Annotated in this window: 24 protein-coding genes; 12 read left to right on the top strand and 12 right to left on the bottom strand. The window is 62.8% G+C overall.

All coding sequences use genetic code 11. The annotated features are described in order from the left end of the window. A partial coding sequence (locus tag K0F86_RS10810; protein ID WP_219134383.1) for an HlyD family efflux transporter periplasmic adaptor subunit occupies positions 1–1,144 on the top strand: 1,144 nt, incomplete at its 5' end. A 100-nt stretch (positions 1,145–1,244) separates the two neighbouring features. Here the strand turns inward: K0F86_RS10810 and fusA are convergent. Next, positions 1,245–3,353: an elongation factor G gene (gene fusA, locus K0F86_RS10805; RefSeq protein ID WP_219134382.1), complete on the bottom strand. Its 2,109-nt coding sequence runs from the start codon at positions 3,351–3,353 to the stop codon at positions 1,245–1,247. Between the two features lie 287 nt (positions 3,354–3,640). Here fusA and K0F86_RS10800 point away from each other — a divergent pair, with 287 nt between their 5' ends. After that, positions 3,641–4,759, top strand: coding sequence for a phospholipase A (locus K0F86_RS10800; protein WP_306823194.1), 1,119 nt, complete (start codon positions 3,641–3,643; stop codon positions 4,757–4,759). 62 nt (positions 4,760–4,821) lie between these two features. Here K0F86_RS10800 and K0F86_RS10795 read toward each other — a convergent pair whose 3' ends face one another. The 7 genes from K0F86_RS10795 to K0F86_RS10765 form a co-directional block, all read right to left on the bottom strand. Then, positions 4,822–5,019, bottom strand: coding sequence for a hypothetical protein (locus tag K0F86_RS10795; RefSeq protein WP_096235523.1), 198 nt, complete (start codon positions 5,017–5,019; stop codon positions 4,822–4,824). A gap of 153 nt (positions 5,020–5,172) precedes the next feature. After that, positions 5,173–5,451 (bottom strand): hypothetical protein, encoded by a 279-nt coding sequence (locus K0F86_RS10790; RefSeq protein ID WP_243136430.1) that lies wholly within the window; start codon positions 5,449–5,451, stop codon positions 5,173–5,175. Positions 5,452–5,521: 70 nt separating this feature from the next. Then, positions 5,522–6,445: a methyltransferase domain-containing protein gene (locus K0F86_RS10785; RefSeq protein WP_219134381.1), complete on the bottom strand. Its 924-nt coding sequence runs from the start codon at positions 6,443–6,445 to the stop codon at positions 5,522–5,524. A 253-nt stretch (positions 6,446–6,698) separates the two neighbouring features. Next, on the bottom strand, positions 6,699–7,349 hold the full coding sequence (locus tag K0F86_RS10780) for an ankyrin repeat domain-containing protein (protein WP_219134380.1): 651 nt from the start codon (positions 7,347–7,349) through the stop codon (positions 6,699–6,701). A 16-nt stretch (positions 7,350–7,365) separates the two neighbouring features. Further along, on the bottom strand, positions 7,366–8,145 hold the full coding sequence (locus tag K0F86_RS10775) for a TatD family hydrolase (RefSeq protein WP_046682742.1): 780 nt from the start codon (positions 8,143–8,145) through the stop codon (positions 7,366–7,368). Between the two features lie 70 nt (positions 8,146–8,215). Further along, positions 8,216–8,848: a carbonic anhydrase gene (locus K0F86_RS10770; RefSeq protein WP_071077253.1), complete on the bottom strand. Its 633-nt coding sequence runs from the start codon at positions 8,846–8,848 to the stop codon at positions 8,216–8,218. 57 nt (positions 8,849–8,905) lie between these two features. Next, positions 8,906–9,292 carry a VOC family protein gene (locus K0F86_RS10765; protein ID WP_219134379.1) on the bottom strand — a complete coding sequence of 129 codons (387 nt, stop codon included), beginning with the start codon at positions 9,290–9,292 and terminating at the stop codon, positions 8,906–8,908. A 154-nt stretch (positions 9,293–9,446) separates the two neighbouring features. On the opposite strand from K0F86_RS10765, the gene K0F86_RS10760 reads away from it, so the two are divergent. Then, entirely contained in the window at positions 9,447–9,818 is a 372-nt protein-coding gene (locus tag K0F86_RS10760) for a hypothetical protein (RefSeq protein WP_219134378.1), read from the top strand. A gap of 221 nt (positions 9,819–10,039) precedes the next feature. On the opposite strand, the gene K0F86_RS10755 is transcribed toward K0F86_RS10760, so the two are convergent. From K0F86_RS10755 to mltG, 3 genes are read right to left on the bottom strand one after another with little or no spacing between them, the layout of a single operon-like run. Continuing rightward, positions 10,040–11,068: a DNA polymerase III subunit delta' gene (locus K0F86_RS10755; RefSeq protein WP_219134377.1), complete on the bottom strand. Its 1,029-nt coding sequence runs from the start codon at positions 11,066–11,068 to the stop codon at positions 10,040–10,042. Between the two features lie 15 nt (positions 11,069–11,083). Then, on the bottom strand, positions 11,084–11,725 hold the full coding sequence (gene tmk / locus K0F86_RS10750; protein ID WP_219134376.1) for a dTMP kinase: 642 nt from the start codon (positions 11,723–11,725) through the stop codon (positions 11,084–11,086). A 24-nt stretch (positions 11,726–11,749) separates the two neighbouring features. Further along, the gene (mltG, locus tag K0F86_RS10745) at positions 11,750–12,736 is read right to left on the bottom strand and encodes an endolytic transglycosylase MltG (protein WP_219134375.1); all 987 of its coding nucleotides are present in this window, start codon (positions 12,734–12,736) and stop codon (positions 11,750–11,752) included. 176 nt (positions 12,737–12,912) lie between these two features. On the opposite strand from mltG, the gene K0F86_RS10740 reads away from it, so the two are divergent. The 9 genes from K0F86_RS10740 (at position 12,913) to K0F86_RS10700 (ending at position 22,410) form a co-directional block, all read left to right on the top strand. Next, positions 12,913–14,019 carry a folate-binding protein YgfZ gene (locus tag K0F86_RS10740; RefSeq protein ID WP_219134374.1) on the top strand — a complete coding sequence of 369 codons (1,107 nt, stop codon included), beginning with the start codon at positions 12,913–12,915 and terminating at the stop codon, positions 14,017–14,019. Positions 14,020–14,026: 7 nt separating this feature from the next. After that, complete coding sequence (locus K0F86_RS10735) at positions 14,027–14,317, top strand: DUF4936 family protein (protein WP_096235535.1); 291 nt, start codon at positions 14,027–14,029, stop codon at positions 14,315–14,317. Then, positions 14,308–15,045, top strand: a complete 738-nt coding sequence (locus K0F86_RS10730; protein ID WP_219134373.1) for an NRDE family protein — start codon at positions 14,308–14,310, stop codon at positions 15,043–15,045. The genes K0F86_RS10735 and K0F86_RS10730 overlap by 10 nt, the downstream gene beginning before the upstream one ends. Positions 15,046–15,329: 284 nt before the next feature. Continuing rightward, positions 15,330–16,337 (top strand): LacI family DNA-binding transcriptional regulator, encoded by a 1,008-nt coding sequence (locus tag K0F86_RS10725; RefSeq protein WP_219134372.1) that lies wholly within the window; start codon positions 15,330–15,332, stop codon positions 16,335–16,337. A gap of 32 nt (positions 16,338–16,369) precedes the next feature. After that, complete coding sequence (gene xylB / locus K0F86_RS10720; RefSeq protein ID WP_219134507.1) at positions 16,370–17,854, top strand: xylulokinase; 1,485 nt, start codon at positions 16,370–16,372, stop codon at positions 17,852–17,854. Positions 17,855–17,856: 2 nt separating this feature from the next. Next, positions 17,857–18,804 (top strand): transaldolase, encoded by a 948-nt coding sequence (gene tal, locus K0F86_RS10715; RefSeq protein ID WP_219134371.1) that lies wholly within the window; start codon positions 17,857–17,859, stop codon positions 18,802–18,804. 56 nt (positions 18,805–18,860) lie between these two features. Then, positions 18,861–19,796, top strand: coding sequence for an ABC transporter substrate-binding protein (locus tag K0F86_RS10710; protein WP_096235540.1), 936 nt, complete (start codon positions 18,861–18,863; stop codon positions 19,794–19,796). A gap of 77 nt (positions 19,797–19,873) precedes the next feature. Continuing rightward, complete coding sequence (locus K0F86_RS10705) at positions 19,874–21,373, top strand: sugar ABC transporter ATP-binding protein (RefSeq protein WP_219134370.1); 1,500 nt, start codon at positions 19,874–19,876, stop codon at positions 21,371–21,373. A gap of 26 nt (positions 21,374–21,399) precedes the next feature. Then, positions 21,400–22,410, top strand: a complete 1,011-nt coding sequence (locus K0F86_RS10700; RefSeq protein WP_219134369.1) for a ribose ABC transporter permease — start codon at positions 21,400–21,402, stop codon at positions 22,408–22,410. Positions 22,411–22,507: 97 nt separating this feature from the next. On the opposite strand, the gene K0F86_RS10695 is transcribed toward K0F86_RS10700, so the two are convergent. After that, positions 22,508–22,933 (bottom strand): GNAT family N-acetyltransferase, encoded by a 426-nt coding sequence (locus K0F86_RS10695; RefSeq protein WP_219134368.1) that lies wholly within the window; start codon positions 22,931–22,933, stop codon positions 22,508–22,510. Between the last annotated feature and the right edge of the window lie 24 nt (positions 22,934–22,957).

Genomic DNA, 22,957 nt, shown 5'->3' with positions numbered 1-22,957 from the left:
CACCACCACCGAACAGCCGGGCAAACGCAAGGCCGTCCTGATCGCCATCACGGCCGCCTTTCTCGTGGCGGGCGCCGCCTGGGCAGTTTATTATCAATTAGTGCTGGCCAAGGAAGAAGTGACGGACAATGCCTACGTGGGCGGCAACCTCGTCACCCTGTCCGCGCAGGTGACGGGCAATGTCGACGCCATCCGCGCCGACGAAACGCAGATGGTGAAAGCGGGCGCCCCGCTGATCACGCTGAACGCCATCGATGCGGACCTGGCCCTGAGCCAGGCGCAGGCACGGCTGGGCAACGTCGTGCGCCAGGAGCGCGAACGCTATGCCAGCGTGGCGCAGTACGACGCCATCATCGAGCAGCGCCGCCTGGCACTGGCCACGGCGCAGGGCAACCTGGCGCGCCGCGCGCCCTTGGCGCTGGACCACACGATCTCGGGGGAAGACCTTGCCCATGCGAAACAGGCCGTCGATGACGCCAAGGCGGCCCTGACGGTGGCGCAGCGCCAGGCCGAGTCCGCCAAATCGGGCGTGGCCGGCGTCAACCTGGCCAGCCATCCGGCCGTGCTGTCGGCGCGGGGCGACGTGCTGCAGGCGTGGCTGGCCGTGCGCCGCAACGCCGTGGTCGCGCCTGTCTCGGGCTATGTGGCCAAGCGCAGCGTGCAGCTGGGCTCGCACGTGACGCCGGGCACGCCCTTGATGTCCATCGTGCCACTTGATCAGTTATGGGTCGACGCGAACTTCAAGGAGTCCGAATTGCGCAATATCCGCGTCGGCCAGGCGGCGACCATCGAAACGGATTTGTATGGCAGCAAGGTGGTCTATCACGGCAAGGTGCTGGGCATGTCGGCCGGCACGGGCAGCGCGTTTTCCCTGTTGCCGGCGCAAAACGCCACGGGCAACTGGATCAAGGTGGTGCAGCGCGTGCCGGTGCGCATCACCCTGGACCCGAAGGAACTGGCCGCCCACCCGCTGCGCATCGGCCTGTCGACCACGGTGACGGTCGACACGAGCCATGGCGAAGGGGCAACGCTGGACCAGCCGATGGTGGCGTCCACCGTCTACACGACCAAAGCGCTGAGCCAGCCGGTGGATGAGGCGGAGAAGATGGCGGACGCCATCATTGCGCAGAATCTTCTGAATTGATGCGTAGGTCGGGTTAGCGCAACGCGCGTAACCCGACAACATTGTTGGCACGGCCGTTGGTGGTGTCGGATTACGCAGGGCTTTGCCCCGCTAATCCGACCTACCTGGCTTTACCGGCCGATGCCACCTGGTCCAGGATATGCTTGGGCACGGCCGCATAATGCTTGAATTCCATCGTGTAGGTGGCCCTGCCCTGGGTCAGCGAACGCAGGGTGGTGGAATAGCCGAACATTTCCGCCAGCGGCACCAGGGCCTTGACGATGCGCCCCGCGCCGCCGGGGATGTCGTCGACGCCCTGCACCATGCCGCGGCGGGCCGTCAAATCGCCCATGACGTTGCCCATGAATTCTTCCGGCGTTTCCGCCTCCACCTGCATCATCGGTTCCAGCAGCACAGGATGCGCTTTGCGCATGCCGTCCTTGAAGGCGATGGAGCCGGCCATGCGGAACGCGTTTTCGTTGGAATCGACGTCGTGGTAGGAGCCAAACGTCAGCGTGGCCTTCACATCGACGACCGGATAGCCGGCCAGCACGCCAGACTTTAACGTTTCGGCGATGCCCTTGTCGACGGCCGGGATGAATTCGCGCGGCACCACGCCGCCCTTGATGGCGTCGACGAACTGGTAGCCCGTACCTGGCGGCAAGGGTTCCAGTTTCAGCACCACGTGGCCGTACTGGCCCCGTCCGCCCGACTGCTTGACGAACTTGCCCTCGATATCGTCCACCGCGCGCGTGATGGTCTCGCGATACGCCACCTGCGGCTTGCCCACGTTCGCTTCCACGCCGAATTCGCGCCGCATGCGGTCGACCAGAATTTCCAGGTGCAATTCTCCCATGCCGGACATGATGGTCTGGCCCGATTCCTCGTCCGTATGCACCCGGAACGACGGGTCTTCCTGCGCCAGCCGGTTCAGGGCGATGCCCATCTTTTCCTGGTCAGGCTTGGTCTTCGGTTCGACCGCCTGGGAAATCACGGGTTCCGGGAAAATCATCTTTTCCAGCACGATGACGTGGTCGATGGCGCACAGGGTGTCGCCCGTGGTGACGGCTTTCAGGCCCACGGCGGCGGCGATGTCGCCCGCATACACTTCCTTGATTTCCTTGCGCTCGTTCGCATGCATCTGCAGGATGCGCCCCAGGCGCTCGCGCGCGCTCTTGGTGGGGTTGTAGACCATGTCGCCCGAGTTCACCACGCCCGAATACACGCGGAAGAACGTCAGTTGCCCCACGAACGGGTCCGTCATGATCTTGAAGGCCAGCGCGGCAAAGTGCTCCTCGTCCGTCGGATGGCGCTCCACCTCGTTGTCGTGCTCGTCGTGTCCCATGATGGGCGGCACTTCCATCGGCGACGGCAGGTATTCGATGACGGCGTCCAGCATCGCCTGCACGCCCTTGTTTTTAAAAGCGCTGCCACACAGCATGGGCACGATCTCGTTGCGGATGGTGCGCGCGCGCAAGGCCTGTTTCAGTTCCGCTTCCGTGAACGTGTCGCCATTCAGGTAGCGTTCCGTCATGGCAAGAGTGGCTTCGGCCGCGTGCTCGACCATGTGCTCGTGCCACTGCTGCGCCTGCGCCAGCAGCTCGGCGGGAATCTCGCCATAGCTGAACTGCACGCCCTGGCTGGCGTCATCCCAGGTGATGGCGCGCATTTTCAGCAGGTCGATCACGCCCGTGAAATGCTCTTCGGCGCCGATGGGCAGCTGGATGGGCACGGCCACGCCTTTCAGGCGCTCGCCGATCTGCTTGCGCACGCGCAAGAAATCCGCACCCACCCGGTCCATCTTGTTGATGAAGGCGATGCGCGGCACGTGGTATTTGTTGGCTTGCCGCCAGACCGTCTCGGACTGGGGCTGCACGCCGCCGACGGCATCGTAGACCATCACGGCGCCGTCGAGCACGCGCATCGAGCGCTCCACCTCGATCGTGAAATCCACGTGGCCGGGCGTATCGATGATGTTGATGCGGTGTTCGGGGAAGTTGCCGGCCATGCCTTTCCAGAACGCCGTGGTGGCGGCCGAGGTGATGGTGATGCCCCGTTCCTGCTCCTGCTCCATCCAGTCCATGGTGGCGGCGCCGTTGTGCACTTCACCGATCTTGTGATTCACCCCCGTATAAAACAGGATGCGCTCGGTGGTGGTGGTCTTGCCGGCGTCGATATGGGCGCTGATGCCGATGTTGCGGTAGCGCTCGATAGGTGTTTTGCGGGTCATCACAATCTCCATGGCTAACCCCGGCACGACTTGCTTTGCGCCGGTTTTCCAGTGTAGCAGACATCGATTTGGAGGATGGCGCGTAACCATTTTTTACCATGCGTACAACACTAACATTAGCGCGCACGCGCGTTGCATAGAATAAACAAGAGATTCCGCTATACTTTCAACTTTATTAATCCAGTAAAGATTAATCAAAATCAACACGCACCGTAAATGATCGTGCAAGGCGACGCCGCCGGCATGCCAGCCCAGGTGCGCACCGAATGACATGCCCTACTCAATCTATGACTATCCGACTAAGAAAAATAATCCTCTCCTCCCTGCTGGCGTCGCCAGCGCTGGCCATGGCCGGCGAACTGGAACAGCAAATGCAGCGTTGCGCCGTGCTCGGTGACGCCAGCGCCCGCCTGGGCTGCTTCGACACCCTGGCCAAGGCGGCGGAAAAGGCCACCATCGCCGCCGGCGGCGATCCCGCCACCGCTGCCGTGACCCTGGCAGCCGCCGCCGAGGTCGCCCCCCTCACGTTTGTCAGCCCGCCTGGCGTGGCCACGCCGGACGCCGTCAACGCCGCCATTCCCGCCATTGCCCAGGCTGGCGCGGCGCCGCCGGAAGCGCCAATTTCGCGCACGCAACAATCGTGGGAACTCAACGATGCCTCAAAGCGCGGCCTGTTCAACTTCCGCCCGCACCGCGACACCTATCTGCTGCTGGCCAACTACAGCGACGCTTCGAACGACGAGCCGTTCCAGGATTTCACGCCAGGCGGTGTCAAGAGCCAGCATGTGGAATTGACGTTCCAGCTGAGTTTCAAGATGAAGCTGCTGGAAGACATAGCCGGCACGCCCATCGACATGTGGTTCGGCTACACACAGCAAAGTTTCTGGCAGGCGTATAACCGCAAGGCATCGAGCCCCTTCCGCGAGACCAACTATCAGCCGGAATTGATGCTGGTCTTGCCGATCAACAAGAACTTTGCCGGCGTGGAATTCAATTACCTGAATTTCGGTCTGGTGCACCAGTCGAATGGTCAGACCTCGACCCTGTCGCGCAGCTGGAACCGCGTGTATGCCGAGCTGGGCGTGGAAAAAGACAACCTGGCCGTCACGACGCGCATCTGGCACCGCCTCGATAATGGCAAGACCGACAATGACAATATCGACATCACCGATTACATGGGGCATGGCGACTTGCGCGTGAGCTACCGTAACAAGGGTCACGAGTATGCCGTGACGGCGCGCCGCAATTTCAGCAAGAAACATGGCTCGATGCAAGCCAGCTGGGCTTTCCCATTGAAAGCCAACCTGAAAGGCTATCTGCAACTGTTCTCCGGCTATGGCCAGAGCTTGATCGACTACAACTATTCGCAGAAATCGATCGGCGCCGGTTTCATGGTCGACCTGTAAGCAAGGCAGTGATATAAACAAAAATGGCGCCGAGGGCGCCATTTTTTATGGGAAACATGTATTTAGCGCCGCCCGCCGCCCAGCACGCGGGCCGGCAACATGACGATGGCGCGCAGCAATTCGAACACGCCTTCCACGCCGATGCCGATCAAGCGCAATGGCAGCAACAGCAGCCAGGCCAGCGGATACAGCACGAGGGCCAGCAAGGCCAGGGGCCAGCACACCAGCAAGAGCAGCAGCCACAGCACAAATCCCAGCATCGCGTTTCCCCCGAATAAAATGTGCGGAGCAAGCCGTGCTTGCCCCGCTACCGTGACGGCACTATAGTCAAGCGCCGCCGGGGCGGCAACGGCCGTGCGATGAACGGCACAATGCGGGGATGAACGGTGCAAAAACGGGAATGAACGGGGGGCTTACTGGCCGACGCAAATCACTTTCGTGATGTACTCATGCGCGTTCGGTTTCTTGCTGCCGGCCCATTTGATGGCCTGGTTGGCCTCTTCGATGGTCAGGATGCTGGCCTTTTCCTTCGACTTGATGAAGGACACGCCTTCAAACACGCCTTCCTTGCTGCGCATTACCTTTGCAAACACGGGCGGCTTGGTCTCGCCATCGCTGATTTTGTTCTGTTGCACGAGGTAACGCTGATCGATCTGTTCCATGATAATAAAGCTGTCCAGTGGGTAAAACACGAAATATACCCTGAATGGACAAACGCCGCAGGACGAAATGCCCGCGGCGTTGCCTTTACATTAATGATACTTACGCGTAGACGGCGTTCTGTCCTACCGGTTGCAAGTTGACATCGTAAATCACCTGCGCGCGGATCGACGCTTCCAGCGAGGGGATCGAGCCGCCCGCGCGGTACTGGAAGCTCACCTGCAACACGTCGCCCGCCTTCACGGCCACCGGCGCGGCCAGCGGCAGACACATGTAGTGGTTCAGCCAGTCGATGGTGGTCGAGCGCTCGGGCACGACGGCCAGGATGTTCTTGGTAACGAAACGCAAGGCGTTCAGGGTGCCGCTGCGCTCGACGACGAACTTGCCGTCGAAACCGAACACGCTGTCCGTTGGCTGGCTGAAGTCGATGATGCTGTAGACGGATGGTGGCGCCAGTTCCTGCACGCCCGGGTGAATGGCCGCGGTTTCCTGAAATTGCACGATGGGCGCGTAAAAGCCCTCGAAGTCGTACTCCTGCTGCATCGGCTGCACGGCCATGATGACGGCTTCGGGCAGGAAGATGGGCAGCGGGCCGCCAAAACGGGCCAGGTAGCGGCGCTTGAACGATTCGATCACTTCCACCTGCTTTTCGCGCAGCATGCCAACATGAATCATTTCGCAAATGACCACGTCGACGGGCTCGGGCGGCAGGTACTCGAAGGCGTCCGCATGGACGACTTCGACTTTTTCACCGTTCGGGTTGAGCGCCAGCATCTTGCGCGCTTCCTTGACCATGTCCGGATTGAATTCCACGCACCACACCTTGTCGGCGCGCGCGGCCGCAAACCACGACAACACGCCGGTGCCGCCGCCCAGTTCCAGCACCTTCATGCCGGGTTTCACGGCGTAATCGATCGCCGACTTGAACCCGTGCATGCGGTTCTGGTCCATCAACATATTGTGATGGTAATGGACGGGGATAAATTGCCCCAGGTAACAACTCTCGATTTCTCGTTCATTCAGCATGTCTGTCCTCTTGGAGTCTGGCTCCGATGGCCGATCGGTTTTGTCATTCCAGAAAGCAGTGATGTCGCACGGGCTGCGCGCGGGGCGGCGACAATACAGCCGGCGCCTGACGGTGGTGTGATGGCCCATGCGACGATCTCCTGATTAATGCGACACGACCATTATCGTTAATCGCCACGGAGAACAAAGGGCTGAGGTGAGAGGCAATTCCATGCCAGTTTCAGCGCTGGCATGGAAAATATTAATACAAAGATTACTTTCTGCCGGCGCGCGCCTTCTGCGCCGCTTCGATGATGGCCACCACGCCCGGCTTGTCGCCGGCCTGGGCGAACTGCGCGGCCGTCCAGCCATGGTCGCTTTTCAGGCTGGCGTCCGCGCCCCAGGACAGCAGCAGTTTGACGGCGCCTTCCTGTCCTTCGCGGGCGGCGAACATCAGCGGCGTGACGTTGGCCGGTGCGCGCGCATCGACCACGGCGTCGCGCTCCAGAAAGATCTTCATGATGGGCAAGTCGCCCGCCGAGGCCGCATAGTGCAGCGCCGTCCAGCCGCTCTGGTTGACCTTGGCGCCCTTGGCCAGCAAGGCGTTGACCGCGTCCTGCTTGTGCTTGTAGGCCGCCATCATCAGCGCCGTGTTGCCATTGGCCGAGCGCGCTTCGATGTCGATGCCGGGCGTGTCGAGCAGCAGCTTGAACACTTTGTCCGCATCGTCGCGCAGGGCCAGCACGAGCGGTATGTCGCCGCGCTGCGTATCAGGCTGGTTCGGGTTCATGCCCTCAATCAGCATGCTGCGCACGCCGCTGGCGTTATTGACGGACACGGCGCGGAAAAAGCTGTCCGGATCCGGCGCCGCGTGACTGGCGGTGGCGCAGCACAGCAGCATTGCCAGCGCGAGTTTTTTCATCATGGCTAACCTTAAGAAGTTACGGCAACTGATTGAATAACTTGAAGAAATTATCCGTCGTCTGCTGCGCCACCTGGGCCAGCGGGATGCCTTTCAGGGTCGACAGGTATTCCGCAACGTGGGCCACATAGCCCGGTTCGTTCATGCGGCCGCGGAACGGCACGGGCGCCAGATACGGCGAATCCGTCTCGATCAGGATGCGCTCAAGCGGCACTTCCAGGGCCACGGCCTGCAAATCCTTGGCGCTCTTGAACGTGACGATGCCGGAAAAGGAAATATAGAAACCCATGTCGATGGCGGCGCGCGCCACTTCCAGCGATTCCGTAAAGCAATGCATGACGCCGGCCACGCCGCCGTCGGCCACGCCCGCGCCCTCTTCGCGCATGATGCGTATCGTGTCTTCGCTGGCCGCTCTTGTGTGAATAATCAAGGGTTTACGGGTGATTCTTGAAGCTTTGATGTGCGTCCTGAAACGCTCGCGCTGCCATTCGAGGTCGCCCGTCAGACGGAAATAATCGAGGCCCGTCTCGCCGATGGCGATAATCTTCGGGTGGTCGGCCAGCCGCACCAGGTCTTCCACGGACGGTTCAGGCGTATCTTCGTAGTCGGGATGCACGCCGACGGAGGCGAAAATGTGCGGATACTGCTCGGCCAGGGCCAGCACCTGCGGGAAGTCCGGCAAGTCGACGGACACGCACAGCGCGTGCGTCACCTTGTTCTCGGCCATCTTGGCGAGGATCTCGGGCATGCGAGCGGCCAGCTCGGGGAAATTGATATGGCAATGGGAATCGATATACATAAGGCGGGATTGTACCGGAGCGGGCAAAAACTGGCAGGGGAACAGTGCCGCCGTCCCCTGCCGCGGCGGCTTACAGCTGCGAGGCCGGGTGCTCCGCCAGCGGAACGAAGTTGCCGGTCGACTCGTCGAGCGCATCGAGGGAACCGTTCTCGATGTCGTACACCCAGCCGTGCAGGGTCAGCCGGTTCTGCGCCATGGCCAGCGCCACCGAAGGATGGGTGCGCAGGTTATTCAGTTGCGCCACCACGTTGGCGCGCACCATGCCGTCGATGCGCGACTGTTCCGTCGGATGCTCGACCGACTCGTTGATCATGCGCGCCGCATCGGCATGGTGCAGCCAGCTGCGCACGGCCGGCATGTGATCGAGGCAGGCGCAGGTGGCGATCGCCTTCATCGCGCCGCAATCGGAATGGCCGCAAATGACGATGTCGCTCACGTTCAGGGCCGACACGGCAAATTCCACCGTGGCGCTGACGCCGCCCGGTTCCGGGCCATACGAGGGCACGATGTTGCCCGCGTTGCGGATCACGAAGAGTTCGCCTGGCTCGCGCTGCGTCACCAGTTCCGGCACCATGCGGCTGTCCGAGCAGGAAATGAACAGGGCCTTCGGGGTTTGTCCCGTCGCCAGGGTCTTGAACAATTCGCGGCGCGCGGGGAAAACCTCTTTTTGGAAGCGTAGAAATCCAGCAATAATGTCGCGCATAAATAAATAGAATGGTTGGCGGAGCCGATATTATCGCTGATCCGGCGCCTGACCGGTCTATTGCCCCTCGGGCGGCTGCCACAGCTCCACCTTGTTGCCCTCGGGATCGATGACCCAGCCGAACTGGCCGTATTCCGAGTCCGGCGCCTTCTCCAGCACGGTGCAGCCCTCGTCGCGCAAGGCTTGCAGCAGCGCGTCGAGGTCGTCGACCCGGTAATTGACCATGAAGGCAGCCTTGCCGGGCGCGAACTGCTCGCTGTCCGCTGATGCCACGGACCAGATGGTGGTGCCGCCCGTGGGCTGGCCTTCGGCATCCGTCCAGCTGAAGGCGGCCCCGCCCCATGGCTGCACGTCCAGGCCCAGGTGGCGCTGGTACCAGGCGCGCAGCGCGGCCGGGTCTTGCGCGTGGAAAAAGATGCCGCCAATGCCAGTGACCCGTTTCATGCACGCCTCCGTTGCTGTCCAGTGCCTTGACTGTAACACCGGGTTCAGAACGTGGCAAACGGACATGGCGCGCTAGGCAAAAAAGTTATCAAGATGTATAGTGAGCGGCCGGTGCGCAGCCATGGGGTTGCGCACGGAAACGTGGAGAGTGTTCATGCTGAAAGTTGCCAGCCCTTTGATACTGCTGGCCTGCCTGGCCCTGACGACGCCTGCGCCTGCGCAAGTACAGGAGCAGAACAAGCGCGACATACCCAAGGCCATCCCCGAGGCGGGCTTGTGTGCGCCCGTGTGCGCATCGGCACGCCAGGATTGCCGCGCGCAAGCGCAAGGCGCCACGGAAAACGACACCAGCCCCATCTTGTCGATGAAGCCCGGCAGCAATCCCTACGCGGCCGCGAGCCGGGAAACGGGGCCACAGTCGCAACAGCTGCAACCGACGCAAGCGCAGGCCTTCCGCGCCCGGCGCGCCGAACGCCAGCAAGCGTGCGAAGTGCAATACCGCAGCTGCACGCGCGCCTGCGGCTAAGAGCCTATCCCAGTAGATGAATACATCCCCTGCTGGCGCCCCTCAGAAGCGGGGACTGCGTTGATCGTCGTCGCGTGGCTCGCCACGCGTCCTCCTCACGCCTTGTCCGCGCTCCTGATGAACTGCCAGCAGAAGACGCTCCCTACTGGAATAGGCTCTAAGTTCCAATCGCGCCAAGCACCAAACAATCTGGATGAACTTGGCAATGCAAGTGCTTGATTCTATTGGCAGCTTGATGCGTAGTCGAGCAGCATGTCTTCCAGAAACAGCTTGGGCGACAAAGGATGCTCGGCGATCGCCCGGCGCTCGTTGGCGGCCTTGATGGCAGCCATCAAACGGCTGACGTTGATGCGCCCGGCCAGCGCTTCCAGCTCGCGCCGGTGGCGCGGGTAGTAGCGTATGGTGCCCGACAACTTGACGGAAAACACGTCGTACAGCCAGCGCTGCAGCGATGTCACCAGCGGTGCCAGCGGGGCCTTCTGCAATTTGTCGGCCGCCTTCAACGCCGCTTCCACGCCGGGATTGGCCAGCACTTGCAGCAATTGTTCCGTTTCTTCGCGGCCACCCGATTCGGACTGGGCCAGCGCGGCCAGCGGCGCGCCGCCCTGCTCGCGCAGCCAGCTGTCCGCATCGTTCAAGCCCTGGACCTTGAGCCAGGCCAGGGCCTGCTCGTGGCTGGGCATCGGCAAGGCAAATTTCCTGCAGCGCGACAAGATCGTCGGCAGCAATCGGTCCAGGCTGTTCGATGCCAGCAGGAACACGGTGCCCGGCGGCGGCTCTTCCAGTGTTTTCAGCAAGGCGTTCGAGGCGGGCGTGTTGAGCGCCTCGGCCGGGTACAGCACCACCACGCGCAAGCCTTGCCGGTGCGTGGAAATGTTCATGAAGTCGGCCAGGTTGCGGATCTGCTCGATCTTGATGTCTTTCGACGGCGTCTTGGTCTTGGCGCTTTTCTTCGCGCCCTCGCCCTCTTCGCCGTCGTCGGCCACGTCATCTTCCAGCGCTTCCGGACGCACGCGGCGGTAATCGGGATGGTTGCCCTGGCTAAACCAGCCGCACGAGGCGCAGGTGCCGCAGGCATGGCCGTCGGCGCGCACGTCTTCGCACAGCAAGGCTTGCGCGAAATGCTCGATGAAGTCGGCCTTGCCGATGCCTTGCGCGCCATGGAACAAAATGGCGTGCGGCATGCGCGGGCGCAAGGCTTGCAATTGCTGCCAGGCGTCCTGCTGCCACGGATAGAGAGAACTGATCATATTATTCTTTGTCAATCAACGTGTTGCAACACTTTGCTCAAGTAATGCATCAAGCAGTTTTGCCAGCTGCACTTGAATATCGGCAATGCTTTGCGTGGAATCGATGATGCGGAAGCGCTGCGGGAACTCAGCCGCGCGGCGCAGGTATTCGTTGCGCGTGGCGGCAAAGAAATCGGCCTGCTCCTGCTCGAATTTATCCAGGGCGCGCGTGGCGTCGAGGCGGGCACGGGCCACGGCCAGCGGCACGTCGAACAGGAAAGTGATGTCCGGCTGCAGGTGCGGATGTACCCATGCTTCCAGCGCTTCCATCTTGCGCAAGTCCATGCCCCGCCCGCCGCCCTGGTAGGCGAAGCTGGCATCGGTAAAGCGGTCCGAAATGACCCACTCGCCCCGCGCCAAAGCGGGCGCGATGACTTGCGCGATGTGTTCGCGGCGGCTGGCGAACATCAGCAAGGCTTCCGTTTCCAGGTGCATTTTTTCATGCAGCAGCAGTTCGCGCAGCTTTTCGCCGAGGCTGGTGCCGCCCGGTTCGCGCGACGACACGAGGGCCACGCCCCGCTGCCGCAGGTAGTCGGCGACAAAGCCGATATGCGTCGACTTGCCCGCGCCATCGATGCCTTCGAAGGTGATGAAGCGCGGTTGATAGTGTTGTGTCATGAAACTCTTGATCTGATAATGATATTAGCGCTGGTACTGGTTCACGGCGCGGTTATGGTCGGGCAAGTTGGCCGAGAACTGGCTGGTGCCGTCGCCGCGCGCGACGAAATACAGCGCCTGCGTGCGGGCCGGCGCCAGCGCCGCCGTCAGCGATTGCGCCCCAGCGAGGGCAATCGGCGTGGGCGGCAAGCCGCCGCGCGTGTAGGTATTGTACGGGGTGTCCGCTTCCAGGTCGCGTTTGCGGATCTTGCCCTGGTAGTTGTCGCCCATGCCATAGATCACGGTCGGGTCCGTCTGCAGCAGCATGCCCGTCTTCAGGCGGTTGACGAAGACGCCGGCGATCATGGCCCGTTCGGACTTTTGCCCCGTTTCCTTTTCCACGATCGACGCCATGATCAGCGCCTCGTACGGGTTTTTATACGGCAAGGCCGGATCGCGCTTGTCCCACGCTTCGGACAGGCGGCCGATCATGGCCGTGTGCGCCTGCTTGAAAATCTGCATTTCGCTGGCGCCCTTGGCGAACAGATAGGTATCCGGGAAGAACAAGCCTTCCGGCAGCACAAACTCGGGGCTGATTTTCGCCATCAGCTCCTTGTCGGACAAGCCCACGGTATCGTGCTTGAGGCCAGGGTGGCTGGCCATGGCCATGCGCATCTGCCTGAAGGTCCAGCCTTCGATGATGGTCAGCGATTCTTGCGCGAACTCACCGCGTGCCAGCTGCGTGATCAGACGCTGTGGCGTCGTACCCGGTTTCAGCTCGTAGGAACCGGCCTTGATCTTCGACGTCTTGCCTTCGACGCGCGCCAGCAGGTTGAACAGGATGGGCACGATGGGCACGCCCGCGTCCGCGATCTGCTGGCCGGCCGCATGCGCGCCACTGCCCGGCGTGATCGTAAACGGGATCGCGTCGCCTTCCGTGGTGATGGGCTGCTGCGCCCAATACACAAAAGTACCACCGACGCCGATGGCGGCGATGACCGAACTGACTACAAGTTTTTTAAAGAAAGCCATTGTTCCGATTCTTGTGATGCGCTCGCTGGCGTGCAGCGCGCGCTTGTTATGATCGTTCATTTGTGAAGCAAGTGCGCGCAAAGCGGCGCCAACACTGGCAATCTTGCCGCTGCCGACGCGATCTGCGCGACATCACTATAATGAACCCGTAATGATAATGCTTAATCGCTGATCTAATGGAAATTATGAATAACTGGAATCAATTTTTAACTGCACAAGGCGCCCGCCCCGCTGCCATCGATGGCGCGCCTGACGGCACCGCGAACGCTCCTATTGCCGATTTTGGCCAGTCCCTGACAGTGTCCCAGCTACAAGAAGGTTTTCTCGCGGCCATCACGGACCAGGGCTTGATCGGCCTGAACGGCGACGAGGCAGCCAGTTTCCTGCACGGCCAGCTGACCAACGACGTGGAACACCTGAACCAGGAGCAAGTGCGCCTGGCCGGCTACTGCACGCCGAAAGGCCGCCTGCTGGCCAGTTTCCTGATGTGGCGCAACGCCACCACCATTTATCTGCAATTGCCGCGCGCCATACAGCCGGCCATCCAGAAGCGTTTACAAATGTTCGTGCTGCGCGCCAAGGCCAAGCTGCACGATGCATCGTTTGATGAAGCGAACCAGGTCGTCCTGGGCCTCGGCGGCCAACGGGCCAGCGCGGCCCTGTCCGCCTGGTTCCCCGTCCTGCCCGCCACGCCGTTCAACAAGGTGGACCATGCGCTGGGCACCCTGCTGCGCGTGGCCGATGTGTTTGGCAGCGCCCGCTATGAATGGCTGACGTCCGCCGCCACGGCGCGCGACGTGTGGCCGCAGCTGGCGGAAAAACTCGCCAAGGGCGGCAATGACGCCTGGCAATTGTCCGAGATCCACGCGGGCATCCCGCAGATCACGGCCGCCACGCAAGAGCAATTCGTGCCGCAAATGGTCAATTTTGAACTGCTGGGCGGCGTCAATTTCAAGAAAGGCTGCTATCCGGGCCAGGAAATCGTCGCGCGCAGCCAGTATTTGGGCAAGCTCAAGCGCCGCACCACCCTCGTCAGCATCGCTGACGCAGCGGCAGTAGCCGGTGGCGAACTGTTTGCCGTCAGCGACCCCGAGCAACCTTGCGGCATGCTCGTCAACGCCGCGCCCAACGGTGCCGGCGGCATCGATGCCCTCGTTGAAATGAAGCTGGGGGCGATAGCGGAAGGTTCAAGCGCCGCCGGGGCCGTGCGCTACGGTTCGGCCCAGGGCGCCGCCGTGCAATTCCTGCCCATGCCTTATGTGCTCGACGCACTCGATTTGTGAGAATGCCATGAAAGATTTGTACATTTACTATCAGGTAAAGGAAGAGCACGCCCAGGCGCTGGAAGCCAGGGTGCGTGCCTTGCAGGCGAAACTGGCGGCCGCCTCCGGCGTGGCGCCGCAGCTGAAGCGCCGCCCGGAAGTCAAGGATGGCTTGCAGACGTGGATGGAAATCTACCCCGTCGTCGGCGAAGGTTTTGCCGAACTGCTGGCCAGCGCGTCCGACGAGGCGGGCCTGCTGTCATTGACGGCCGGCGCGCGGCATACGGAAGTGTTCATGGATTTGCCCCCATGTGCCTGATCGTTTTTGCCTGGAAAGTCAATCCGCACATCCCGCTGATTGCCGCCGCCAACCGCGACGAATTCTATGAACGCGCCAGCGCCCCCGCCGGCGTCTGGCCCGAGCACCCGCAAGTGTATGCGGGCCGCGACCTGCAGGCGGGCGGCAGCTGGATGGGCATCACGCAGGCCGGCAGCGGCAGCTCGCGCTTTGCCGCCATCACGAATATCCGCAGCCCGCAAGACCGCAACCCGGACGCCCCCTCGCGCGGCGCCCTGGTGGCCGACTATCTGGCCGGCGACATGTCGCCGCAAGACTACATCGCGCAAATCCGTCCCGGATGCAAAGCCTACAACGGTTTTAACCTGGTGCTGGGCGACGCCACTACCCTGATCTGGTTTTCCAACCGCGGCGATGGCGATGCGCGCAATGGCCAGCCATTGGAACCGGGCATCTACGGCCTGTCGAACGCCCTGCTGGACGCGCCGTGGCCGAAAGTCTTGAAGACCAAGGCCCAGTTCGCCAGCCTGCTGTGCCAGGGCGCACCCGACGACGCGTATTTCGACATGCTGGCCGACACCACGCGCGCACCGGACTTCCGCTTGCCCGACACGGGCGTGCCGCTCGACCTCGAGCGCGTGCTGTCCGCCGTCTGCATCGAAACGCCGGGCTACGGCACGCGCACCTCCACCGTCGTCAAACTGTTCGCGGACTCGCCCGGCGAATTGCATGAGCTGGTGATACAGTAGGTCGGGTAGGTCGGGTTAGCGCGCAAGCGCGTAACCCGACAACACCAGCGCCCTCAACCGGCATCACCGCCCTCCCCGATGTCGGATTACGCGCGCCTCTGGCGCGCTAATCCGACCTACGCACGCTTCCCCTTGTCTTCATCGAAAAGCCCCTCGGCATCCATCCGCACAAAAAAGAAAGCGCTTGCGCAAGCGCTTTCTTTTGTTTACGATAGATTCAAACGCGGCGACACAGCCGCACACTATCGCAGCACACAATAAGAATAAAACCATCAGGAGACACCATGGCCACCATGGAAGATGTAGCGCGGGCGGCGGACGTATCGCTGTCGACCGTCTCGCACGTACTCAACGGCACCCGCAAGGTCAGCCCGAAAACCGTCGCCGCCGTCAACGCGGCCATGCAGCAGATCGGCTATGTGCCGAACATGCTGGCGCGCGCGCTGGCCGGCTCGTCGTCGGGCACCATCGGCGTGGCCATTTCCGCCTTCACCAATCATTATTTCAGCGAAACCGTGCGCGCCATCGAGGCCGCTTGCACGCGCCACGGCTTGATGATGCTGTTTTCCGATACGCATGACGATCCCGAACAGGAACTCAAGGTGGTGCAGAACCTGCACCAGCGCCGCGTCGATGGCATCGTGCTGGCGCCGTCCGGCGATCCGCACAACCGCGCCCTCGCCTATTTAAACAGCAACAAGATCGCTTCCGTGCTGGTCGACCGCATGTCGCCGCAACCGTTCGACCAGGTGGGCGTGGAAAACATCGAGGCGACGGCCGAACTGGTCAGCCACTTGATCGCGACCCACGGCCACCGCCGCATCGGCTTCATCGCGGGGGCGCCCGGCCTGTCCACGACGCACGAGCGTATCGACGGCTACCGCCTGGCCTTGCAGCGCGCCAATATCGTTTTTGACCCCGAACTGCTGCGCTCGGGCGATTCCAACCTGGAACACAGCGGCGCGGCCACGCGCGAACTGCTGGCCCTGCCACCCGGGCAGCGCCCGACGGCCATCGTGGCCGGCAACAACCTGATGACCATCGGCACCATGCACGCCTTGCGCGACGCGCACATTGCTGTACCGCAAGACGTCGCGCTGGCCGGCTTCGATGATTTCGACTGGGCCGATTACTTCAGCCCCCGCCTGACCGTGATGGCCCAGCCGCTCGAAGAGCTGGGCGCCATGGCCGTCGACCTGTTGATCGACCGCATCGCCAATCCCGACCGCGCCCAGCACGTGCAGCGTTTGTCGCCAACCTTGCGCGTACGCAACTCCTGCGGCTGCCCCTGACCTTTTACAGCAAACCCAATATGCATCCAGCGATTTCCCTCGGTATCGACCTCGGTACCTCCGAACTGAAAACCGTGTTGATGGACAGCACTGGCGCCGTGCGCGGCCAGGCGTCCGTACGCATCGACACCAGCCGCCCGCAGCCGGGCTGGTCCGAACAGGCGCCGCAGGACTGGTGGGCCGCCTGCGTCAACGCGCTGGCCCAGCTGCGCGCCGGCTGGCCGCAGGATTATGCGCAGATCGCCTGCATCGGTCTGTCGGGCCAGATGCATGGCGCCGTGCTGCTCGATGCCAACGACAACGTGATCCGTCCCGCCATCCTGTGGAACGACGCGCGCGCCGAAGCCGAGGCGGCCGCACTGGCGCGCGACTATCCCGCCTACGCGGACGTGACGGGTAGCCTGCCCATGGCGGGCCTGACGGCGCCAAAACTGCTGTGGCTGCAAAAGCATGAGCCTGACGCGTTTGCCGCCATCGCCTGCCTGCTGTCGCCGAAAGACTATCTGCGCCTGCAGTTGACGGGGATCAAGCTGACGGACATGTCCGACGCGGCCGGCACCCTGTGGCTGGACGAGGCCGCTCGCGCCTGGTTCGCCCCCATGCTGGCCGCCTGCGCTTTGCGCCTGGATCAGATGCCGGCGCTGGCCGAAGGCGACGCGGCCACGGGCACCGTGCTGGCCGCCGTCGCCGACCAGCTAGGCTTGCCCATGAACGTGGTGGTGGCGGGCGGTGGCGGCGATAACCCCGTCTCGGCCGTGGGCATCGGCGCCGTCAACGGCGGCGACAGTTTTATTTCGCTCGGTACCAGCGCCGCCATCGTGTCCGTCACCGAAAGGCCGCTGGGCAACCCGGCCGGCGGCGTGCACAGCTTTTGCCACGCCCTGCCCGGCCGCTGGTATGCGATGGGCGCGATCTTGTCGGGCGCCAGCTGTTTGCGCTGGGCCACTGGCGTGCTGGGCCTGCCCGACGAGGCAGCGCTGCTGGCGCTGGTGGAAAGCGCCGTGCCGCTCGATGCCCCCGTCGCGCCATCCGCGCCGCTGTTCCTGCCGTACCTGTCGGGCGAGCGCACGCCGCACAACGACCCGCAGGTGCGCGGCGCCTTTTTGCAACTGGGCCACGACAGCACGCCGGCGCAGCTGGGCTACGCCGTGCTCGAAGGCGTGGCCTTTGCCTTGCGCGACGCCATGGCGGCCGTCACCTCGACGGGTGCGGTGGTGCCCCACTGCATGCTGGTGGGCGGCGGCGCGCGCAGCCAGTATTGGGCGCAGCTGCTGGCCAATGTGCTGGGGCGCGACATGCGCACCCTGCACAACAGCGAACTGTCGGCCAGCCTCGGTGCGGCCAAGCTGGGCTTTGCCGCCATCGGTGACGCCAGCCTGCTGACGCAGGGCTTGCCCATCAAAAACACTTTCCTGCCCGATACCGCGCACAGCGCAGCCTTGAGCATCCGCTACGGCCGCTACCGTAGCCTGTTTCCAGCCGTGCAAGCTCTGCACCAACTCAGTGATAAGGAATAGCAATGAATCAGCTGCAACAATTGAAGCAACACAGCACCGTCGTCGCCGACACGGGCGATTTCCTGCAACTGGCCCGTTTCGCGCCGCAAGACGCCACCACCAATCCGTCGTTGATCTTGAAAGCCGTGCTGCAGCCCGATTACGCGCCCTTGCTGGAAAGCACAGTTGCCGCGCACAAGAACGCTGCGCTCGACGATATCGTCGATGCAGTGCTGGTGCGTTTCGGCCTGGAAATTTTGAAAGTCGTGCCGGGCCGCGTGTCGACGGAAGTCGATGCCCGCCTGAGCTTTGACCGCGACGCCACCGTCGCCCGCGGACGCCGCCTGATCGCCCTGTACGAGCAGGCGGGCGTCGCCCGCGAGCGCGTGCTGATCAAGGTCGCCGCCACCTGGGAAGGCATCCAGGCGGCGCGCGAACTGGAAAAAGATGGCATCTTTTGCAACCTGACCCTGCTGTTCGCGTTTTGCCAGGCCGTCGCCTGCGCCGATGCCAAAGTACGGCTGATTTCGCCATTCGTGGGGCGTATCTACGACTGGCATAAAAAATCGCTGGGCGCGGCATGGGACGAAGCGGCGCGCAGCCTGTCCAACGATCCAGGCGTGCAATCGGTCACGCGCATCTTTAATTACTACAAGCAACATGGCATCGCCACGCAAGTGATGGGCGCCAGCTTCCGCAACGTGGGGCAGATCACGGCCTTGTCCGGCTGCGACTTGCTGACCATCAGCCCGGACTTGCTGGCGAAACTCGAAGCGTCCAACGCACCGTTCGAGCGCGCGCTGGGCGGCGACCTGGGCGCGGCGCAGCCGGCCATCACGTATGACGAGGCCGCTTTCCGCTACGCCCTGAACGACGATGCGATGGCCACCGAAAAGCTGGCCGAAGGCATCCGCGGCTTTGCCGTCGATGCGGGCAAGCTGGACGCCATGATCGAAAAGTTAAGAACTTAATAGTTTTTCACCCGCAGCACCGTTTGTTTTTACAATAAAAACCCTTGGAGATCCTCATGAAAAAAGTCATTACCGCCACCCTGCTGCTGTCCGCCGCCTGCGGCGCCTTTGCCGCCGACAAACCGCTGAAATCGATCGGCGTGAGCGTGGGCGACCTGGCCAACCCGTTCTTCGTGGCGATTGGCCGCGGCGCGGAAGAAAGTGCGAAAAAGCTCGGTGGCCCGGGCGTGAAAGTCACCACGGTGTCGAGCAAGTATGACCTGAACACCCAGGTGGACCAGATCGAGAACTTCATCGCCAACAAGACCGACATCATCATCCTGAACGCCGTCGATTCCAAGGGCATCGCCCCGGCCATCAAGAAAGCGCGCAATGCGGGCGTGGTCGTGATCGCCGTCGACGTGGGCGCCGTGGGCGCCTCGGCCACCGTGATGTCCGACAACACCATGGCAGGCGACGTGTCGTGCGCCTACCTGGCCAAACAGATCGGCGGCAAGGGCAATGTGGTGATCCTCAACGGCCCGCCGGTGACGTCCGTGATCGACCGCGTCAATGGCTGCAAGAAAACCCTGGCCGCCTTCAAGGACATAAAAATCCTGTCCGACAACCAGAACGCGGGCGGCAGCCGCGACGGCGGCATGACCGTGATGTCGAACTTGCTGACGGCCTATCCGAAGATCGACGCCGTGTTCGCCATCAATGACCCGACCGGCATCGGCGCCGAACTGGCGATCAAGCAATCGAAGCGCACGGACGTGAAACTGATCACGGCCGTCGATGGCGCGCCCGATGGCCAGAACGCCCTGAAAAACAAGGCCGGCCTGTTTGCCGCCACCTCGGCGCAAAACCCGTACCGCATGGCCACCGATGCCGTGCAGATGGGCTACGACATCATGAACGGCCGTACGCCGAAGCAGACCATGGTGCTGTTGCCGACCCCGGCCATCACCAAGGAAAACGTCGCCACCTACACGGGCTGGGTAAAGAACTGATCTGCCTGACCTGAACCACGTGGCGCCGCCGGCCAGTTGGCGGGCGGCGCCAGTTTCACCAGCAAGGAAGGACAGTCATGAGCGACGATATTATTTTTGAAATGCGCGGCATCGAGAAGCGCTTCGGCGCCACGCGCGCGCTGCGCGGCGTGCACCTGACGGTGCGCAGCGGCGAAATCCATGCCGTGATGGGCGAGAATGGCGCCGGCAAGAGCACCCTGATGAAAATCCTCTCGGGCGTGTACACCCCCGACGCGGGCGAGATCATCCTCGACGGCAAGCCAATTCGCATCCGCAACCCGGGCGAGGCCCGCGCGCTGGGCATCAACCTGATTTACCAGGAACTGAGCGTGGCCAAGAACATGACGGTGGCGCAGAACGTCTTCATGGGCAGCGAACCGCAAGGCCCGTTCTGGACCGTCAAGGGCGGCGAAATGCGCGCGCGCACCAACGCCATCCTGGCCGACCTCGGTTCCCGCTTCGACGCGGACACCATGGTGTCCACCCTGTCGATCGCCGAGCAGCAGCAGGTGGAAATCGCCCGCGCCCTCGTGCACGAAAGCCGCATCCTGATCATGGACGAGCCCACGGCCGCCCTGTCCGACCGGGAAACAGAACAATTGTTCCGCATCATCGAAGAGCAGCGCGACAAGGGCCTGGCCGTGCTCTACATCAGCCACCGCATGGCCGAGGTGGAGCGTTTGGCGCGCCGCATCACGGTGCTGCGCGACGGCGCCTATGTGGGCGAGCTGGGCAAGGATGAGCTGGATCAAAAGAAAGTCGTGCAAATGATGGTGGGCCGCCCCGCCGACGACTTTTATGCGCACCAGCGGCGCACGACGCGGGGCGCCGAGCGCCTGCGCGTGGAAAACATGGGCGGCGGCAAGGTCAAGCCCGCCTCGTTCAGCCTGCATGCGGGCGAAGTGACGGGTCTTGCCGGCCTCGTCGGCGCGGGCCGCACGGAACTGGCGCGGCTGATCTTTGGCGCCGACAAGAAGCAATCGGGTCAAGTGTGGCTCGACGGCCAGGAAGTGCACATCCAGCGGCCGCTGGCGGCCATCCGCCACGGCATCGGCTACCTGCCGGAAGACCGCAAGAGCCTGGGCTTGTTCATGCAACTGTCGGCCATGGAAAACATGTCGATGAATATCCTGTCCAGGCATTCGACGGCGGGCGTGGTCAACCGTGGCGCCCTGACCCAGCTCACGCGCGAGGCGATTGCCAATCTGAACGTCAAGGTCTCGGGGCCAGAAGGCATCGTGGGGGGATTGTCCGGCGGCAACCAGCAGAAAGTCTTGCTGGCGCGCTGGCTGGCCATTGCACCGAAAGTGTTGATCCTCGACGAACCGACGCGCGGCGTGGACGTGGGCGCGAAGAGCGAAATCTACAAGATCATCCACCAGTTGGCGGACGCGGGCACGGCCGTGCTGTGCATTTCCAGCGAACTGGCCGAACTGGTCGGCATTTGCGACCGCGTGATGGTGATGTGCGAAGGACGCCTGACGGGCGAAGTGACGGGCGACGACATCACGCAGGAAAACATCCTCGCCTACGCCACCCAGCTGGAAGCGGCATAAGAATAATCAACAGGAGATAGCAAATCATGACAACGAGTACCACCCGCGGCGCCGCGCGCGCCGGCGAACCCTTCAATGCCTCGAACCTGATGCGCCGCCTGGGCATGCTGCCCGTGCTGGTGGTGCTGTACCTGGCCATGTATGGCCTGACCGTGTATTTCTCGGCCGACGGCACGTCGACCTTCATGACCAGCAACAACACCATGAACATCTTCCGTCAAGTATCGATCAATATCGTGCTGGCCTCGGGCATGACGTTCGTCATCTTGACCAGCGGCATTGACCTGTCCGTCGGCTCCGTGCTGGCCGTCTCGGCCGTGGCAGGCATGCTGATGTCCTTGTCGGCCCAGTTCGCCGGCTTCTCGATTCCCACGTTTTTGATCGTCGGCCTGCTGCTGGGTGCGCTCAATGGCGTGCTGGTGGCCCTCGTCGGCCTGAACCCGTTCGTCGTGACCCTGGGCACCATGACGGCGCTGCGCGGCGCGGCCTATTTGCTGGCGGACGGCACCAGCGTGCTGAACACAGAAATCCCCAGCTTCGAATGGATGGGCAACGGCAGCTTTTTGGCCATCCCCTGGCTGATCTGGCTGGCGGCCGCCGTTGTCGTGCTGACCTGGTTTATTTTGCGCAAGACGACCCTGGGCCTGCATATCTACGCCGTCGGCGGCAATATCCAGGCGGCACGTTTGACAGGCATCAAGGTCGGCCTCGTGCTGATGTTTGTCTACACCATCAGCGGCCTGTTCGCTGGCCTGGGCGGCGCCATGTCGGCCAGCCGCTTGTATGCGGCCAACGGCAACTGGGGTACCGGTTATGAACTCGATGCCATCGCGGCCGTGGTGCTCGGTGGCACGAGCCTGATGGGCGGCGTGGGTTCCGTCTGGGGCACCGTGATCGGCGCGCTGATCATCGGCGTGATGAACAATGGCTTGACGATCCTGGGACTGTCATCGTTCTGGCAGTATGTGGCCAAGGGTGTCGTGATCGTGCTGGCGGTGATTCTCGATAAATGGCGCCAGTCGCACGCGCAGAACTGATGGTGCTGGTGGTGTCGGGTTACGCGCTGCGCGCTAACCCGACCTACCGTTGACGTCGTAGGTCGGATTAGCGCTACGCGCGTAATCCGACAACACCCTATAACACCAGCCGCATCTCCACATGCGCAATCCCCGCCTCTTCAAATTGTTCCCCCTGCTGCACGAAACCGTGGCGCGCATAGAATGGCGCGGCCACGGTTTGCGCGTTCAGCACCACCGCCTGATCTCCCCGTTCGCGCGCCTTGTCCATCAGCAAGGTCAGGATGGCGCCGCCCACTCCCGTGCCGCGACCCGGCTGGCGCACGGCCATGCGGCCGATGTGGCCGTCCGGCAGTAAGCGGCCCGTGCCGATGGCCTTGCCGGCATCGTCGTAGGCGACGGCGTGCAGGCAGACGGCGTCCATGTCGTCGAGTTCGATCTCGGCCGGCACTTTCTGTTCATCGACGAAAACTTCAAAACGGATGGCGGTGGCGTCAGGGCCCAGGGTGGCCCAGTCGCCGAGGCGGATGGTGTGCTTGGTCATGGTAGCGAGTAATAAGAGACGGGC

The sequence above is a fragment of the Janthinobacterium sp. UMAB-60 genome (assembly GCF_900095235.1).
In the GTDB taxonomy this organism is placed as follows: Bacteria; Pseudomonadota; Gammaproteobacteria; order Burkholderiales; family Burkholderiaceae_D; genus Janthinobacterium.
This window is presented reverse-complemented; position numbering and strand designations above follow the sequence as displayed.

Excerpts from the sequence above, each read along its gene's own strand:
- fusA (WP_219134382.1), bottom strand. The coding sequence starts at position 3,353 with ATGACCCGCAAAACACCTATCGAGCGCTACCGCAACATCGGCATCAGC.
- K0F86_RS10800 (WP_306823194.1), top strand. The coding sequence starts at position 3,641 with ATGACTATCCGACTAAGAAAAATAATCCTCTCCTCCCTGCTGGCGTCG.
- K0F86_RS10795 (WP_096235523.1), bottom strand. The coding sequence starts at position 5,019 with ATGCTGGGATTTGTGCTGTGGCTGCTGCTCTTGCTGGTGTGCTGGCCC.
- K0F86_RS10785 (WP_219134381.1), bottom strand. The coding sequence starts at position 6,445 with ATGCTGAATGAACGAGAAATCGAGAGTTGTTACCTGGGGCAATTTATC.
- K0F86_RS10780 (WP_219134380.1), bottom strand. The coding sequence starts at position 7,349 with ATGATGAAAAAACTCGCGCTGGCAATGCTGCTGTGCTGCGCCACCGCC.
- K0F86_RS10775 (WP_046682742.1), bottom strand. The coding sequence starts at position 8,145 with ATGTATATCGATTCCCATTGCCATATCAATTTCCCCGAGCTGGCCGCT.
- K0F86_RS10770 (WP_071077253.1), bottom strand. The coding sequence starts at position 8,848 with ATGCGCGACATTATTGCTGGATTTCTACGCTTCCAAAAAGAGGTTTTC.
- K0F86_RS10765 (WP_219134379.1), bottom strand. The coding sequence starts at position 9,292 with ATGAAACGGGTCACTGGCATTGGCGGCATCTTTTTCCACGCGCAAGAC.
- K0F86_RS10760 (WP_219134378.1), top strand. The coding sequence starts at position 9,447 with ATGCTGAAAGTTGCCAGCCCTTTGATACTGCTGGCCTGCCTGGCCCTG.
- K0F86_RS10755 (WP_219134377.1), bottom strand. The coding sequence starts at position 11,068 with ATGATCAGTTCTCTCTATCCGTGGCAGCAGGACGCCTGGCAGCAATTG.
- tmk (WP_219134376.1), bottom strand. The coding sequence starts at position 11,725 with ATGACACAACACTATCAACCGCGCTTCATCACCTTCGAAGGCATCGAT.
- mltG (WP_219134375.1), bottom strand. The coding sequence starts at position 12,736 with ATGGCTTTCTTTAAAAAACTTGTAGTCAGTTCGGTCATCGCCGCCATC.
- K0F86_RS10740 (WP_219134374.1), top strand. The coding sequence starts at position 12,913 with ATGGAAATTATGAATAACTGGAATCAATTTTTAACTGCACAAGGCGCC.
- K0F86_RS10735 (WP_096235535.1), top strand. The coding sequence starts at position 14,027 with ATGAAAGATTTGTACATTTACTATCAGGTAAAGGAAGAGCACGCCCAG.
- K0F86_RS10730 (WP_219134373.1), top strand. The coding sequence starts at position 14,308 with ATGTGCCTGATCGTTTTTGCCTGGAAAGTCAATCCGCACATCCCGCTG.
- K0F86_RS10725 (WP_219134372.1), top strand. The coding sequence starts at position 15,330 with ATGGCCACCATGGAAGATGTAGCGCGGGCGGCGGACGTATCGCTGTCG.
- tal (WP_219134371.1), top strand. The coding sequence starts at position 17,857 with ATGAATCAGCTGCAACAATTGAAGCAACACAGCACCGTCGTCGCCGAC.
- K0F86_RS10710 (WP_096235540.1), top strand. The coding sequence starts at position 18,861 with ATGAAAAAAGTCATTACCGCCACCCTGCTGCTGTCCGCCGCCTGCGGC.
- K0F86_RS10705 (WP_219134370.1), top strand. The coding sequence starts at position 19,874 with ATGAGCGACGATATTATTTTTGAAATGCGCGGCATCGAGAAGCGCTTC.
- K0F86_RS10700 (WP_219134369.1), top strand. The coding sequence starts at position 21,400 with ATGACAACGAGTACCACCCGCGGCGCCGCGCGCGCCGGCGAACCCTTC.
- K0F86_RS10695 (WP_219134368.1), bottom strand. The coding sequence starts at position 22,933 with ATGACCAAGCACACCATCCGCCTCGGCGACTGGGCCACCCTGGGCCCT.